Origin of the sequence: Arthrobacter sp. CG_A4 (assembly GCF_035985125.1) — a bacterium.
Classification (GTDB): Bacteria; Actinomycetota; Actinomycetes; order Actinomycetales; family Micrococcaceae; genus Arthrobacter.
Map to the genome: position 1 here is coordinate 11,719 of NZ_JAXCID010000019.1, position 13,781 is coordinate 25,499.

Genomic DNA, 13,781 nt, shown 5'->3' on the forward strand with positions numbered 1-13,781 from the left:
TAGTCGTTACGGTGGAACTGATCTAGTGTGAAGACGTTCGGGCGTGCCGGACTGTTTTGGGGAGTAACAAAGGCGTTCAGGAGCGATCACCATGCCGAATAAAAGCGTTCTGGCCATTGTCCTCGCGGGTGGCGAGGGGAACCGGCTGATGCCGTTGACGGCGGACCGGGCCAAACCCGGAGTGCCGTTTGCCGGAAGTTACCGGCTCATAGACTTCGCCCTGTCCAACCTGGTCAATTCCCGGTACCTGCAGATCGTCGTCCTAACGCAGTACAAATCCCACAGCCTTGACCGCCACATCTCCGAAACCTGGCGGATGTCCACACAGCTGGGCAACTACATCGCCTCCGTTCCGGCGCAGCAGCGGGTGGGCAAGAGCTGGTTCCTGGGCAGTGCCAACGCCATCTACCAGTCGCTGAACCTCATCCAGGACGCCAGCCCGGACATCGTCGTCGTGGTCGGTGCCGACCACGTCTACCGCATGGACTTCGCGCAGATGGTGGACTCGCACGTCGCCAGCGGCGCCAAGGCAACCGTCGCCGCCGTGCGCCAGCCGCTGAGCATGGCCGACCAGTTCGGCGTGATCGAAGTGGACCACAACGATCCGCGGAAGATCGGCGCGTTCGTCGAGAAGCCGTCCTCCACGCCCGGGCTCGCCGCCGATCCCTCCCAGTTCCTGGCCTCCATGGGCAACTACGTCTTCGACGCCGACGCCCTCGTCGAGGCCCTGCACGTCGACGCGGAGCGCCTCGACACCAAGCACGACATGGGCGGGGACATCATTCCCTACTTTGTCAACAAAGGCGAAGCCGGCGTCTACGACTTCACCCTCAACGAGATCCCCGGCTCCACCGATCGAGACCGGACGTACTGGCGCGACGTCGGCACGATCGACTCCTTCTACGACGCGCACATGGACCTCATCTCGCCGGTGCCCGTGTTCAACCTCTACAACTCGGAATGGCCGATCTACACGCGGCAAAGCATCTCGCCGCCGGCAAAGTTCGTCCGCGGAGTGGGCAACACCGTCGGCACGGCCCTGGATTCAATCGTTGCCAGCGGGACAGTGATCTCCGGCGGCATCGTCGAGGGCTCCGTGCTTTCCAACGACGTCTATGTCGGCACGTCCAGCCGGGTGCTCGATTCCGTGCTGATGGACAAGGTCACCATCGGTGAAGGTGCCGTCGTCAAGCGCGCCATCATCGACAAAAACGTCAAGGTCCCCGCGCATGCGGCCATCGGCCTCGACGCCGAACTGGACCGGTCCCGCGGCTTCAAGGTCACCGACACCGGTATCACCGTTGTTTCGAAGGGACAGCTGGTCCCGGAACCGGGCGAGGCAGAGCGCGTCCTTTCCTCCGCCAACCTGATTCTGGTGCCGGACGCTGTCAAGGCCGCCACAGAAAACTGGCCGGCCCTGCGGGAGTCCGTGGACAAGATCGCAGAAGTGCAGGCCGCCGCCGTCGGCGTCGCAACCCTGCGGTCAGCCCCGGCGGGCTAAACGCAATCTCCCGGGCAGCGCCGGGCGCCGGCGTCGGGCCGGGCCCCCGGCAGGCTGTAAAATTGGGGCAATGAGCTCCCCCGATGTGCCTTCTGACCTGCCTTCCGGTCTGACTACCGCCGATTTGACCGCGCCGGACTTAACCGCAGCGGAAATCGAGGCTTGCCTCAAAGTCCTGAACAGCATCCACGTCTACGACGAGGAGCACCCGGACTACGTACTGGTGCGCCGCGCCACCGGCAAGATGTTCAAGGCCGTCAAACGGCACCGCAGGGTCAGCAAACGGGACCTCATCGCTGAGGCGGACCGGGCCGTGCTGGCCCAGACCGCGACGGCGGCCCCGGACCGGATCGACGACGAGACCCGCGGCAACAAACTCGCAACCTCTGCCACGGGCGAGATCGCCGGGCACCTGATCAAGTCCCGGCCCTGCTACATCTGCAAGCAGCACTACACGCAGGTGGACGCCTTCTACCACCAGCTGTGCCCCGAGTGCGCCGCTTTCAGCCACAGCAAGCGGGACGCCCGCACGGACTTGAGCGGCCGCCGCGCCCTCCTCACCGGCGGCCGGGCCAAGATTGGCATGTACATCGCGCTGCGCCTGCTTCGCGACGGGGCCCACACCACCATCACCACGCGCTTCCCCAAGGACGCCGTACGCCGCTTCGCCGCCATGGAAGACAGTGGCGACTGGCTGCACCGGCTGCGGATCGTCGGCATCGATCTCCGCGATCCCTCCCAGGTGATGGCCCTGACGGACACCCTGGACGCGGCCGGACCGCTGGACATCATCATCAACAACGCGGCCCAGACCGTTCGCCGTTCCGGAAACGCGTATCAGCCCCTCATCGACGCCGAGGACGAGCCGCTGCCCGCCACGCTGCAGCCGGCCAACGGCGGCCCCGAACTCGTCACCTTCGGCCACGCCCACGACAAGCACCCGCTGGCCCTGGCCAGCACGGTGCTGGAGCATCCGGTCCTCGCAGGCGACGCCATCACCGCGCTCGCCCTGTCCACCGGCTCCGCGTCGCTCGAACGCATCGCCGCCGGCACGGCCATCGACGCCGGCGGGCTCGTCCCGGACCTCGCGGCCATCAACAGCTGGACGCAGGTGGTGGACGAGGTCGATCCCCTCGAGATGCTTGAGGTCCAGCTCTGCAACGTCACCGCGCCGTTCCTGCTGGTCAGCCGGCTCCGGGGGGCCATGAAGCGCTCCGCCGCCCGGCGGAAGTACATCGTCAACGTCAGCGCCATGGAAGGCCAATTCTCCCGCGCCTACAAGGGACCCGGCCACCCGCACACCAATATGGCCAAGGCTGCGCTGAACATGATGACGCGGACCAGCGCCCAGGAAATGCTGGACTCGGACGGCATCCTAATGACCGCCGTCGACACCGGCTGGATCACCGATGAGCGCCCGCACCACACCAAGGTTCGCCTTATGGAGGAAGGCTTCCACGCCCCGCTGGACCTGGTCGACGGCGCCGCCCGGGTGTACGATCCGATCGTTGCGGGCGAGTCCGGTGAAGACCAGTTCGGATTCTTCCTCAAGGACTACAGGCCCAGCCCCTGGTAGACCCTCCCCCGGCTGCCAGGCTGCGCTACGTGCCGGTCTTCGTGCCGGTCTTCGGGCCGTATGGCCCTGACGAGGTTCCCCGACGGTACGTGTAGCGTGGGTCTATGAATACAGAGACGACGCCTGCGCCGAATTACGAGCTGACCATCGACGAATGCTGGGGCTTGCTGGGCACCGAAGTTCTCGGACGCATTGCCATGATCGTCGACGGCCATCCGGAGGTTTTCCCGGTGAACTTCGTCCTGGAACGCCGTGCGATCGCCTTCCGCACCGCGGGCGGAACTAAGCTCTGGGGCGCCATGACGGCCAAGCCGGTTGCCTTCGAAATCGACGGCTATGACGCCCACGAGCAGACGGCGTGGAGTGTTATCGCCCGCGGCGAGGCCGAGCTGATCGAAAGCCAGGACGATAAGAACGCTGTGGACGCGAAGCTGCTGGAGCCGTGGCAGGCGGGCGACAAGGACTTCTATGTGCGCGTGGCACCCAGGGTGCTGACCGGGCGCCGGTTCAAGGTCAACAACCCTGACCTGTGGAAGACCAGGCTCACGGATCCCCGCCGGCAGTCCTTCGAATAGAGGGCCTTGGGAGCGCGCACGCGCTCTTGCCGAAAACCTGGTATGGGATGACCGCGGCCGGGCGCCGGCCCTGGGCCGGACGCCCGATCAGTCCGGCCCCGCGGCGACTTGTCGATCGCTGTCCCCGAAATCGGGGCGGAGACGGGCCGGAACGGAAGTTCAATGTTCAGGGCTCATCGGTGCTGATTTCGGCTTTCAGCGGCTCCATTGTTCGGATCTAACCAGTGGTGTCGCCAGAGCATTTGACGGGACGGTAGTCGGTTAGGCGAGCGATAGACTCGCAATCGTGAATCAACACCCGTGGAACCGGCTGGCAGCATGGCTCGTTGATTGGCTGCTCGTCCTGGGATGGCTGGCGATTACCGCCGCCGTGGCGGTGCCTTTGTTCCTCAGCAGCTATACCGGTGGGCTGTCAGTCTTGGCACTGAATATCGTCGCAACTCTCGTTGTCGTGGTCCCGGTGACCGTCGGAATGGCTGTTCTCGAATCGAGCGCCCGGAAAGCGTCGATTGGGAAGCGCGCTCGTCGGCTCATCGTTGTGACCATATACAACCCCCAACCGCGTATCCAGAACACGGGCGCTCGGCCGCAACGTCCTTAAGATAGCTTTGCCTTGGACAATTGGCCATGCAGCCGTATTCGAGATCGTCGCCACGAGCACCACCGACGCCGTCCCTGTTTCTACATGGATCGTGACTGCATTTGCTTACATCCTGCCGATCGTTTACGTGGTTTCACTATTCATCGGCTCGGGTCGGACACCCTACGATCGGGTCTGCGGCACGGCAGTTGTTGCCCGAACATCCGAACCACCACAAGGTGCAATCCGAAAAAGACCTTCTGCAACGTAGGCCCGCGGAGATGACAAGCAAAATTCACGAACTGGAACCTCCCCAGACGCGGCTCCGCCTGGCGTTACTGGATCCGGCTCTAAGCGCGCCCATTGAGGGACGCTGCACCGGTGGTGGCCGGCTTTTCCGCGGAGCATAATGACGATCCCGTTTGGTGATGTACAGTCCGGGCTATGGATCCAATAGTCCGAGAACACGCACGGGTCAGCACCGCCGGCGGCGATCTCGATGCCCTCGTTCATTATCTTCCTTCGCCGGTATCCCGGCCGGGACTGGTCATGGTGGACGGTTCCGGAGACGGCACAGCGGATGGCTGGGGCGGGGGCTGCTGACCTGCTTGTCTTGCGCGGCGCCGTCGTCCTCACGCATGACAAGCCCGGATGCGGAAATTCTACTGGTAACTGGCGGACTCAATCGCTGGCTGCACGGGCGGAAGAGTCCCTAGCGGCGGCGGCGCTGCTGAGTTCACACCCAGCGGTGGCAAGTAAGGAATGCGGTTTGTACGGCGTGAGTCAAGGCGGCTGGGTGGCGCTGATCGCGGCGGCTCTGGATGCCCGGGTCCGCTTCGTCATCTCCAATTCGGGACCGGGGGTGTCACCGGCGTATCAGGACCGCTTCAGGATCCTGAACGACTTGCGGCAGGACGGCCAAGACGGCACAGCCCTGACGGAAGCCGGCCGGTGGCTTTATGAACGTGCAGACCGTCTGCTTGCCGGGCAGTTCCTGGAGGATGTCCTTGCCAGTCAAGAGAGCTTCAAGGGCAGTTCCTGGTACCATCTCACGACTCGCTACTTCGACACCTGGTTCCTGTCCCCGAAAGCCTGGCTGCGTTCTCGACGCTGCTCCCGCCGTTACCCGGAAATCCACACGGCATCGCCGTGTTCCCTGGCGCCGGACACGGCCTGTTCGTAGAAGACCCCGATCCGGCTGTCGACAGGTCCGCACAGCTGGCTCCCGGCGTCGTCCCCATGGTCCGGGCCTTTATTCACATGAATTCGTCGGCCCCGGCCGGGGACCACCGCAACTGACAGGCACCGAGTCCGTGACACTTCGGCGGCGATGCAGGAAAGTCGAGTCCAACGTGCCCGGGAGGCTGCGGCGCAGCGCCTCCGGTCCGGAAGCACTTGGCCGGCGCCTGCGGTTAGGCTGGCTGTCATGGCAATCCTCCACCAAGCCGAATTGCGGCCGACGAAACTTGAACTCCTCGAAGAGTGGCTGCCCCGCCAGCCGTGGTTCCCGGAGTCCGGCACCGCAGCCCTGCACAAAGTAGGCTCCTATCGGTTCGACGACCCTGCCGGCGAGGTCGGGATTGAGACGATGCTCGTCTCAGCGGGGAACGCCACCGTTCAAGTACCACTCACGTACAGGGCCCAGCCCCTGGCCGGCGCGAAGTCATGGTTGATCGGAACGATGCAGCACTCAGTTCTCGGCACGAGATGGGTTTACGATGCCTGCGCCGATCCCGCCTACGTGACAGCTTTGGCGGCATGCATATTGCTGGGCCAGCCCCAGGCAGAGCAGTACCTCGAAGTGGCGGGACAACTTGAATTGCTGGACCAGTCCGTCGTCGTACACGCCACCGGAGCTAAACTCGATGCCATTCCTGTCGTCTCTTCGGCCACCCCAAACACCACCGCCGCCGGTACCACTATCGAGACCGGAAACCTTCACGTACTCGTTATCCGGCGATTGGACCTGGATCAGCAACCAGTTGGCCGGCTCACGTTGACCGGCAGCTGGGAAGGGCAAAAGGTCGACGTCGGACTCGCCGCCATCACTATGGCCTGACCCCTGCGGCAGGACCCGCCCTACTTCGCTGCCTGAGCTTCCGGAGTGTGCACGACGAGCACCGGGCAATGGGCGTGCGCCACCAGGGCGGAACTCACCGAGCCCAGGAGCAACCCTCCGAAGCCTCCGTGCCCGCGCCGGCCCACAACGATCATGTCCGCGTCCCGGCTGGCCTCGATCAGTGTGTGCCTGGGGTGGCCCTGCACGAGCCGGGCTTCCACGTTGGCCGGGGCCTCGGCGCCGAAGGCCTTCACGATGCTCTCCTGCAGGATTTCACGGGCGCGGACGTCGAAGTCGTCGATGCCCATCGCGACGTAGCCGTCATACACCGGAGGGACGTCCCAACTCGCCAACGCGATCACCGCGGCAGAGAGCGGCACTGCCAGGGCTTGCGCCCGGCGGAGTGCTTCGACCGAGGCGTCTGAACCGTCGACCCCCACCACAATGGTCCGGACATCCCTGGCTTCGGTCATGGCTGATCCCTTCGAGTGCTGATGGTGCGTCATCCCAAGGATAACGCCGGCCACCGGCGGCGTTCAGGGCCTAAGGTCACGGCCATCACGGCCATCACGGATAAGCGGCGGACCGTGGTGACCCGGTAGGCCCTATGACCCTTGTCCGCGTTTAGGCTGGGTACAAGAATTGCAGAGGCCGGGGACGGACAACCCCCGGGCAGCGAAGAGGATTCAGCCGGGGCGCCGGTACAACCGGCGCGACAGGCTGGGTAACACCGCATCACACGAGGCTGCGCAGGCGGCCGGGACGGGAGAATCATGATTGCCTGGGCAGACACAGGTCCCGCTGCACCCGATAGGGCGCCGGCCGTCATCCGCGTCTTCATCCTCGATGACCACGAACTCGTCCGGCGCGGGCTGCAGGAACTCCTGGAGGGCGAAGGGTTCCTCGTCGTCGGGAGTTCCGGGTCCGCCGTCGAAGCGACGCGCCGCATTCCCGCGCTGCATCCGGACGTGTGTGTCCTCGACGCGCGGCTGCCGGACGGAACTGGCATTGAGGTATGCCGCGACGTGCGCTCCATCGACCCCTCCCTTAACTGCATCATCCTGACGAGTTACGACGACGACCAGGCCCTGCGGGGTGCGGTGCTGGCCGGAGCCAGCGGCTACGTCCTGAAGGAAATCGGCGGCACCGATCTGATCGGGGCGCTGCGCCGGGCGTCTGCCGGCGAATCACTCTTCGAGGAAGGCGTTGCAGCAGGCATCATCGACAGCCTTGCGGAAGCCGAAGAAGTGGACCCGCGGACATCCTCCCTCACACCTCAGGAGCGCCGGGTGCTGGAACTGGTGGGAGGCGGACTCACCAACCGCCAGATTGCCGCCGAAATGTTCCTTGCCGAGAAGACCGTCAAGAACTATGTTTCGTCGTTACTTGCCAAGCTCGGCTTCGAGCGGCGCACCCAGGCGGCCGTATTCATCGCAAGCCCCGCCCTACCGCTACCGCACGGAAGTCGTTCCACCGCCGACGGCAGCCGCCCGCACAGCCTCCGCTGAGAACATGGGCCGGCCGTCGTTAGATCGGCACCGACCACTCAAGGCTCGTACCGGCGTCGGGCGCGCTGGTGACTGTGCATTCGCCGTCCAGCATCTTCGCCCGGTCCTCCAGGTTTGTTAGTCCGTTGCGCTTCTCCGGCTTGGCGAACCCTGAGCCGTTGTCGGTGATGACCACGGTCACCCGGCCCTTGATCACGCCGACCGACACCGAGATGGCATCGGCGCCGGAGTGCCGGATGGCGTTGCTGAGCCCTTCGGAGACGACGGCGACAACGTTGTCCGCCTTGTCGGGGGTGACCACGTCCACGGGGCCGGTGATGGTCAGCCGGGGCGTGAACGGCATGGACTTGGCCGAGCTCTTGGTGACCCGCCGGATCCGCCCGCTGAGCAACTCGGGTTCCCCGCCGCTGCTCTTGAGAGAGTAGATCGTGTCGCGCAGGCTCCGGATCGCCTCGTCGAGTTCTCCGGTGATGTTCCGGATCCGTTCCGTCGCGAGCTCGTCCTTGGTGAAGCGCATCAGGCTCTGCACGCTGAGTCCGGCCGCGAACAGCCGCTGGATGACGAGGTCGTGCAGGTCCCGGGCGATCCGGTCGCGGTCCGTGAACACCAGCAGTTCTTCGCGGAGGCGGTGGACGCGGGCGAGTTCCAGGGCGAGGGCCACGTGGGATCCGAAGACGGCCCCCATCTCGATGTCTGTGCGGCCGTAGTGGAGCGAGTCCGTCTCCCGGGCCAGCAGCAGGAGTCCGTGATGGGCCCCCTGGGTGCTCAGCGCCACGGCAAGCAGCGGTCCGGTGAGCCGTGGGTCGGTCTCGCCGAAGAGGCCGGAGGCGTCGTCAAGGACAACCGGCTCACCGCCGTCGAAAACGCCTTGGAGCAGCGGGGAATCGAGCATCAGCGTCCGGCCGGAGAACTGGGCGCCGAGCTTGCCTGCGACGCCAGCGACAATGTGGCCCTGGCCGTTGACGGCCGGTGCGACGAGCAGGGCAAGCTGCGAACCCGATTCCTGCAGGGCGCGGCTGGCGATGGGGTCCAGGCCCCCCGAGGTGTAGTCCCGGTCGCTGCTCAGCATCAGCCCGGAGACGTCCATACAGGCTTCCAGCCAGCGCGCCCGGCGCCGGGCGTCGTCGTAGAGCCGGGCGTTTTCAATCGCGACGCCGGCAGCGGCGGCGAGGGCGACGGCCAGGCCCTCGTCCTCGGCCGTGAATTCGCTGCCGTCGTCCTTCTCGGTCAGGTACAGGTTGCCAAAAACGACGTCCCGGACACGGACGGGGACGCCGAGGAAGGACTGCATGGGCGGGTGGTTCGCGGGGAAACCGTAGGACTCCGGATGCCGGCGCAGGTCATGGAGCCGCAGCGGGCGGGGATCGGTGATCAGCAGGCCCAGCACGCCGTGGCCGGTGGGCAGCGGGCCGATCTTGTGCGCCAGTTCCCCGTCGATGCCGACCGTGATGAAGTGGCTCAGCGCCCGGTCATCCCCGATCACGCCGAGGGCCCCGTAGCGGGCGCCCAGCAGTCGGCACGCGGACTGGACGACGCGTTCGAGGACGGTGTCAAGGCTCAGGTCTTCGGCGACGGCGACGACAGCCTCCAGCAGGCCGGCCATCCGCTCCTGGGTCTGGAGCAGAGCCTCGGACCGGGCATCGAATCCCTTGAGCACCCCGTCGATTCCTGGGTGCGGCCCGGCGCCGGCGTGCTCTGGGTTGTCCCGGATTGAATGCATGCTCATTGCCCCAATTCACTACGACCAACACGGCCATCAGCGACGCTGACGACGTGCTGCCAGACTACCCCGCATCCGGCCCGAGGACCCGGGAAGCAGCGCATTGTTCCTTCGGATGTCACCTTGTGCCTAACCCTCCGGCGACGGATTGACGTAGGCTCGGCGGCATGACTACTGAACCGAACCCGGGCGAACACCAGCCAAAAGACCGGCCGTCACACGACGTGGAAACCCTCGACCACCATGAATGCTGGCGGCTGTTGCGCAGCGTCACGGTGGGCCGGCTGGCGGTGTGGGTGGACGATCATCCCGACATTTTCCCGATCAACTACAAGGTGGACCACGGTTCCCTGGTCTTCCGGACCGCTGACGGCACCAAGCTCCAGGCGGCAACCGGCGACACCGCAGTGGCCGTGGAGGCCGACGGCGTCGACGCGGACAGCGGCGTCGCGTGGAGCGTCGTGATCAAGGGCCAGGCGGCCCCGGTGCAGAATCAGCAGGAAGTCCTGGATACGGTGGGGCTGCTGTTGTTCCCGTGGCAGGCAGGGAAAAAGGAACACTTCGTCCGGATCACGCCCGACACCGTCACGGGCCGCCGCTTCAAGGTGGTGCCGCCACTGACCTGGTGGACGCCGCTGGACGATGCCGCCCATTCCGGACCCGAATAGCCCCGAATAATCCCGTTGCGCTATCAGCTATGGCTGTTCTGAGGGCTTCAGAGCAGCTCCAAGTGATAGCGCAATGCGGGTGGGTCGGCTGGGTGCGTGGGTCGGCTAGGCGAGGCGGGTCATCTCCACGCTCACGCTGAGCTCTGAGCCGCCGCCGCCGGACAGGATGCCCTTCAGCGGCGGGACGTCGCGGTAGTCGCGTCCACGGGCCACCGTGACGTGGAAATCGCCGGCGGGCTTGTGGTTGGTGGGGTCCCAGCTGCGCCATTCGCCGTCCCACCATTCCAACCATGCATGGGACTGCCCGGCGATCGGCTCCCGCAGTTCCGCCGTCGACCGCGGGTGCAGGTAGCCGGACACATACCGCGCCGGGATGCCGCGGCTGCGCAGCGCGCCGATGGCAAGGTGCGCGAGGTCCTGGCAGACGCCCTGGCGCTGGATCCAGGCTTCCTCGGCGTTGGTGGTCACGCCGGTGGAACCCAACATGTACGTCATTTCACCGCGCATCCATTCAAAGACCGCCAGGGCAGCCCCGTGCGGGTCGCGGCCCCCGACGACGCCGGGAATGATGCCCAGCACTTCCGTGCCCGGCCCGGTGAGCTGCGACTGCGGAAGCCAGTCGCTGAACCTGTTCAGGGTGTCCGGGGCAGCCAGCACGTCCCAGCCGACGATGTCCGCCCCGGCCGGGATCTTTTCCACCCGGTGCACCTCCACCGTGGTGGTGGAGACGACTTCCAGGAACTCATGCGGCATCTGCATGTCAAAGGCCGTGACCCGGGTGCCCCAGTAGTCGCGGTAGCTGCTGACGGCCGCCTGCGACGGTGAGACTTTCATCGACGACTCCAGCACCACCTGCTGGGGGTCCGTCAGCGGCGTCATGCGGGCTTCGTTGTAGGAGAGCGTGACGCGTTTGTTGTACTGGTACGCGGTCTTGTGGATGATACTGAGCCGGGTCATGAAACTTCTCCCACCCAGGCCAGTTCGTCTGCCTGATTGAAGTACTTGCGGGAAATGGCGTCCGAGGCCTGTGAGACGGCTTTCTGCACGCGTTCCATGTGTTCGGGCAATTCCGACATCAGGTCGTCGGTGCGGTGGAACTCGAGGAAGGTCCGGGCCTGGCCCACAATCCGGCGGGCGTCGTTGATGAAGCCGACACGCTGGGCCGAGGGGTCCAGCATGGCCAGGCACTCGTCGGCGTCGCGCAGGGCATACACGATGGAGCGCGGGAACAACCGGTCCAGGAGCAGGAACTCCGCCGCGTGCTGGTCGCCGAACGCGGCGCGCCGGGTCCGTAGGAAGGACTCGTAGGCCCCCGCGCAGCGGAGCATGTTCACCCACGACATCCCGGCCGAGAGGACGTCCCTGGTGGAGAGCATCCGCGCGGTCATGTCGGCGCGTTCCAGCGACCGGCCCAGGACCAGGAACTGCCAGCTCTCGTCGTGGCTCACCGTGGTGTCCGCGAGGCCGCTGACCATGGCCGTGCGTTCCAGCACCCAGTTGCAGAAGCGGTAGGTGCCCACGACGTCCTTGCGGTGCTGGTTAAGCCCGTAGTACGTGGTGTTCAGGCTCTCCCAGAGCCCGGACGACACAGTTTCCCGGGCGCGGCGGGCGTTCTCCCGCGCCGCGCCCAAAGAGCCGGCAATGGACGTGGCACTCTGCTTGTCGTAGGCGAGGGCGTTGAGCAGCTCGGGGAGGCCGAAGTCCTCGCTCTGCGCCCGGGCGCCCATCACGGCGAGGAGTTCCTGCGCCACCGCGCGCTGTTCCTCCATCGGCAGGTGGTTGAGCCGCTCGAGGTGGACGTCGAGGATCCGGGCGGTGCCGTCAGCCCGTTCCACATAGCGGCCGATCCAAAACAGTGACTCGGCGATACGGCTAAGCATCCGCGGTTACCTCCTGCGCATCGGATATCTGAAATGAGGAACTTGGCGTGCCGGGGGTCACTGCTGCTGCTCTTTCTGGCTGTCGCGCCAGTTGCTCTCCACGGGCCAGACCGAGACCCGCTCGCGGATTGCGATGGCGGGCCGGGGAATGGTCTCCACCGGGACCTGCGGCGAATCCGCCAGCACCCAGGTGTCCTTGGAGCCGCCGCCCTGGCTGGAGTTCACGATCAAAGACCCCTCCTTGAGCGCCACCCGGGTCAAACCGCCGGGCAGGACCCAGACGTCGTCGCCGTCGTTGACCGCGAAGGGGCGCAGGTCCACATGCCGCGGGCCGAACCTGTCGCCGCTCAGCGTGGGGACGGTGGAAAGCTGCAGGACCGGCTGCGCGATCCAGCCGCGGGGATCCGCGATGACGCGGCTGCGCAGCGCCTCGAGTTCGTCCCTGGACGCGTCCGGGCCGATCACCAGGCCCTTGCCGCCGGAGCCGTCCACGGGCTTGACCACCAGCTCGGCCAGGTTGTCCAGGACGTATTCCCGGGCTTCCTCCTCCTCCAGCCGGAAGGTGTCCACGTTGGCGATGACGGGTTCTTCGTTCAGGTAGTAACGGATGAGGTCCGGCACATAGCTGTAGACCAGCTTGTCGTCGGCGACGCCGTTGCCCACGGCGTTGGCGATGGTGACGCCGCCGGCGCGGGCGGCGTTGACCATGCCCGGGCAGCCGAGCATGGAATCGGCGCGGAACTGCAGCGGGTCCAGGAACTCGTCGTCGATCCGTTTGTAGATAACATCCACGCGCTGTTCGCCTGCGGTGGTGCGCATGTAGACCCGGTTGCCGCGGCAGATGAGGTCGCGGCCCTCGACGAGTTCCACACCCATCAGGCCGGCCAGCAGGGTGTGTTCAAAATAGGCGCTGTTGAAGACGCCCGGGGTCAGCACCACCACGGTAGGATCGTCGACGCCGGCGGGGGCCGTCTTGCGCAGGGCGGACAGCAGGCGGCGGGGATACTCTTCGACCGGCCGGATCAGCTGCTGGCCGAACGCTTCGGGCAGGCCCTTGGCCATGGCCCGGCGGTTCTCCAGAACATAGCTCACACCGGACGGCACCCGGACATTGTCCTCGAGGACACGGAAGGTCCCCTCCGCGTCGCGGACGACGTCGATGCCGGAGACGTGGACGCGGACGCCGCCGGCCGGCTCAAAGCCGTGCACCTGGCGGTGGAAGTGGGCGCTTGTGGTGACCAGCTGGCGGGGGATCACGCCGTCGGCCACCACCGTCATTTTGTCGTAGACGTCGTTGAGGAAGGCCTCGAGCGCCCGGACGCGCTGGGCCACGCCTTTCTCCAGGATGGTCCATTCGTCGGCCGGGATGACCCGGGGGACGATGTCCAGCGGGAAGGGCCGTTCCTCCCCCGCGAAGTCGAAGGTGACCCCGCGGTCCAGGAACGTGCGCGCCATGGAGTCGGCACGGGCGGTGACATCGGCCAGCGAGAGTTCCCGCAGGGCCCCGGCAACCTGCCCGTAGGACTTCCTGGCCTGCTGGCCCGAAGCGAACATCTCGTCATAGGCGCCGGTGCGGCCGGCCGCTTCGGAGTAATCCTGGAAAAGATCAGACATGCCGACTAGCAAATCACCTTTTTGTTACGAAATCATGTCGGCAGGGCCGCGTCGGGTGGTGCGCACCGTCTTTTCCGGCCGCTTACGGCAAGGTAGGGGC

At 65.9% G+C, this 13,781-nt stretch carries 14 protein-coding genes; 9 read left to right on the plus strand and 5 right to left on the minus strand.

The annotated features are described in order from the left end of the window. The first annotated feature begins 85 nt into the window (after positions 1–85). From glgC to RCH07_RS09895, 7 genes are all read left to right on the plus strand, one after another. On the plus strand, positions 86–1,501 hold the full coding sequence (glgC, locus tag RCH07_RS09865; RefSeq protein ID WP_326967349.1) for a glucose-1-phosphate adenylyltransferase: 1,416 nt from the start codon (positions 86–88) through the stop codon (positions 1,499–1,501). Between the two features lie 124 nt (positions 1,502–1,625). Beyond that, a complete protein-coding gene (locus tag RCH07_RS09870; RefSeq protein WP_326967350.1) occupies positions 1,626–3,077 on the plus strand; it encodes an SDR family oxidoreductase in 1,452 nt (483 codons plus the stop codon). A gap of 104 nt (positions 3,078–3,181) precedes the next feature. After that, positions 3,182–3,652, plus strand: a complete 471-nt coding sequence (locus RCH07_RS09875; protein WP_326967293.1) for a pyridoxamine 5'-phosphate oxidase family protein — start codon at positions 3,182–3,184, stop codon at positions 3,650–3,652. A 286-nt stretch (positions 3,653–3,938) separates the two neighbouring features. Next, on the plus strand, positions 3,939–4,253 hold the full coding sequence (locus tag RCH07_RS09880) for an RDD family protein (RefSeq protein ID WP_326967294.1): 315 nt from the start codon (positions 3,939–3,941) through the stop codon (positions 4,251–4,253). A gap of 423 nt (positions 4,254–4,676) precedes the next feature. Further along, complete coding sequence (locus RCH07_RS09885) at positions 4,677–4,835, plus strand: hypothetical protein (protein WP_326967355.1); 159 nt, start codon at positions 4,677–4,679, stop codon at positions 4,833–4,835. Then, positions 4,813–5,415 (plus strand): alpha/beta hydrolase family protein, encoded by a 603-nt coding sequence (locus tag RCH07_RS09890; protein WP_326967351.1) that lies wholly within the window; start codon positions 4,813–4,815, stop codon positions 5,413–5,415. Before RCH07_RS09885 ends, RCH07_RS09890 begins: the two co-directional genes overlap by 23 nt. 243 nt (positions 5,416–5,658) lie before the next feature. Next, positions 5,659–6,291, plus strand: a complete 633-nt coding sequence (locus tag RCH07_RS09895) for a CG0192-related protein (RefSeq protein WP_326967295.1) — start codon at positions 5,659–5,661, stop codon at positions 6,289–6,291. Positions 6,292–6,311: 20 nt separating this feature from the next. Here the strand turns inward: RCH07_RS09895 and RCH07_RS09900 are convergent, their stop codons facing one another. Next, positions 6,312–6,764 carry a universal stress protein gene (locus RCH07_RS09900; protein WP_326967296.1) on the minus strand — a complete coding sequence of 151 codons (453 nt, stop codon included), beginning with the start codon at positions 6,762–6,764 and terminating at the stop codon, positions 6,312–6,314. A 300-nt stretch (positions 6,765–7,064) separates the two neighbouring features. Here RCH07_RS09900 and RCH07_RS09905 point away from each other — a divergent pair, with 300 nt between their 5' ends. Then, the gene (locus RCH07_RS09905; protein WP_326967297.1) at positions 7,065–7,799 is read left to right on the plus strand and encodes a response regulator transcription factor; all 735 of its coding nucleotides are present in this window, start codon (positions 7,065–7,067) and stop codon (positions 7,797–7,799) included. Between the two features lie 19 nt (positions 7,800–7,818). On the opposite strand, the gene RCH07_RS09910 is transcribed toward RCH07_RS09905, so the two are convergent. Next, positions 7,819–9,519, minus strand: coding sequence for a GAF domain-containing sensor histidine kinase (locus tag RCH07_RS09910; protein ID WP_326967353.1), 1,701 nt, complete (start codon positions 9,517–9,519; stop codon positions 7,819–7,821). A gap of 167 nt (positions 9,520–9,686) precedes the next feature. Here RCH07_RS09910 and RCH07_RS09915 point away from each other — a divergent pair, with 167 nt between their 5' ends. Further along, complete coding sequence (locus tag RCH07_RS09915) at positions 9,687–10,187, plus strand: pyridoxamine 5'-phosphate oxidase family protein (RefSeq protein WP_326967298.1); 501 nt, start codon at positions 9,687–9,689, stop codon at positions 10,185–10,187. A 105-nt stretch (positions 10,188–10,292) separates the two neighbouring features. Here the strand turns inward: RCH07_RS09915 and RCH07_RS09920 are convergent, their stop codons facing one another. From RCH07_RS09920 to RCH07_RS09930, 3 genes are read right to left on the minus strand one after another with little or no spacing between them, the layout of a single operon-like run. Then, a complete protein-coding gene (locus RCH07_RS09920) occupies positions 10,293–11,144 on the minus strand; it encodes a transglutaminase family protein (RefSeq protein ID WP_326967299.1) in 852 nt (283 codons plus the stop codon). Next, positions 11,141–12,067, minus strand: a complete 927-nt coding sequence (locus RCH07_RS09925; RefSeq protein ID WP_326967300.1) for an alpha-E domain-containing protein — start codon at positions 12,065–12,067, stop codon at positions 11,141–11,143. The genes RCH07_RS09920 and RCH07_RS09925 overlap by 4 nt, the downstream gene beginning before the upstream one ends. A 57-nt stretch (positions 12,068–12,124) precedes the next feature. Then, positions 12,125–13,681, minus strand: coding sequence for a circularly permuted type 2 ATP-grasp protein (locus RCH07_RS09930; RefSeq protein ID WP_326967301.1), 1,557 nt, complete (start codon positions 13,679–13,681; stop codon positions 12,125–12,127). Between the last annotated feature and the right edge of the window lie 100 nt (positions 13,682–13,781).

Bases quoted from the DNA above. Each gene is read 5' to 3' on its own strand.
- RCH07_RS09875 (WP_326967293.1), top strand. From the start codon at position 3,182: ATGAATACAGAGACGACGCCTGCGCCGAATTACGAGCTGACCATCGAC.
- RCH07_RS09885 (WP_326967355.1), top strand. From the start codon at position 4,677: ATGGATCCAATAGTCCGAGAACACGCACGGGTCAGCACCGCCGGCGGC.
- RCH07_RS09890 (WP_326967351.1), top strand. From the start codon at position 4,813: ATGGCTGGGGCGGGGGCTGCTGACCTGCTTGTCTTGCGCGGCGCCGTC.
- RCH07_RS09895 (WP_326967295.1), top strand. From the start codon at position 5,659: ATGGCAATCCTCCACCAAGCCGAATTGCGGCCGACGAAACTTGAACTC.
- RCH07_RS09900 (WP_326967296.1), bottom strand. From the start codon at position 6,764: ATGACCGAAGCCAGGGATGTCCGGACCATTGTGGTGGGGGTCGACGGT.
- RCH07_RS09905 (WP_326967297.1), top strand. From the start codon at position 7,065: ATGATTGCCTGGGCAGACACAGGTCCCGCTGCACCCGATAGGGCGCCG.
- RCH07_RS09910 (WP_326967353.1), bottom strand. From the start codon at position 9,519: ATGCATTCAATCCGGGACAACCCAGAGCACGCCGGCGCCGGGCCGCAC.
- RCH07_RS09915 (WP_326967298.1), top strand. From the start codon at position 9,687: ATGACTACTGAACCGAACCCGGGCGAACACCAGCCAAAAGACCGGCCG.
- RCH07_RS09920 (WP_326967299.1), bottom strand. From the start codon at position 11,144: ATGACCCGGCTCAGTATCATCCACAAGACCGCGTACCAGTACAACAAA.
- RCH07_RS09925 (WP_326967300.1), bottom strand. From the start codon at position 12,067: ATGCTTAGCCGTATCGCCGAGTCACTGTTTTGGATCGGCCGCTATGTG.
- RCH07_RS09930 (WP_326967301.1), bottom strand. From the start codon at position 13,681: ATGTCTGATCTTTTCCAGGATTACTCCGAAGCGGCCGGCCGCACCGGC.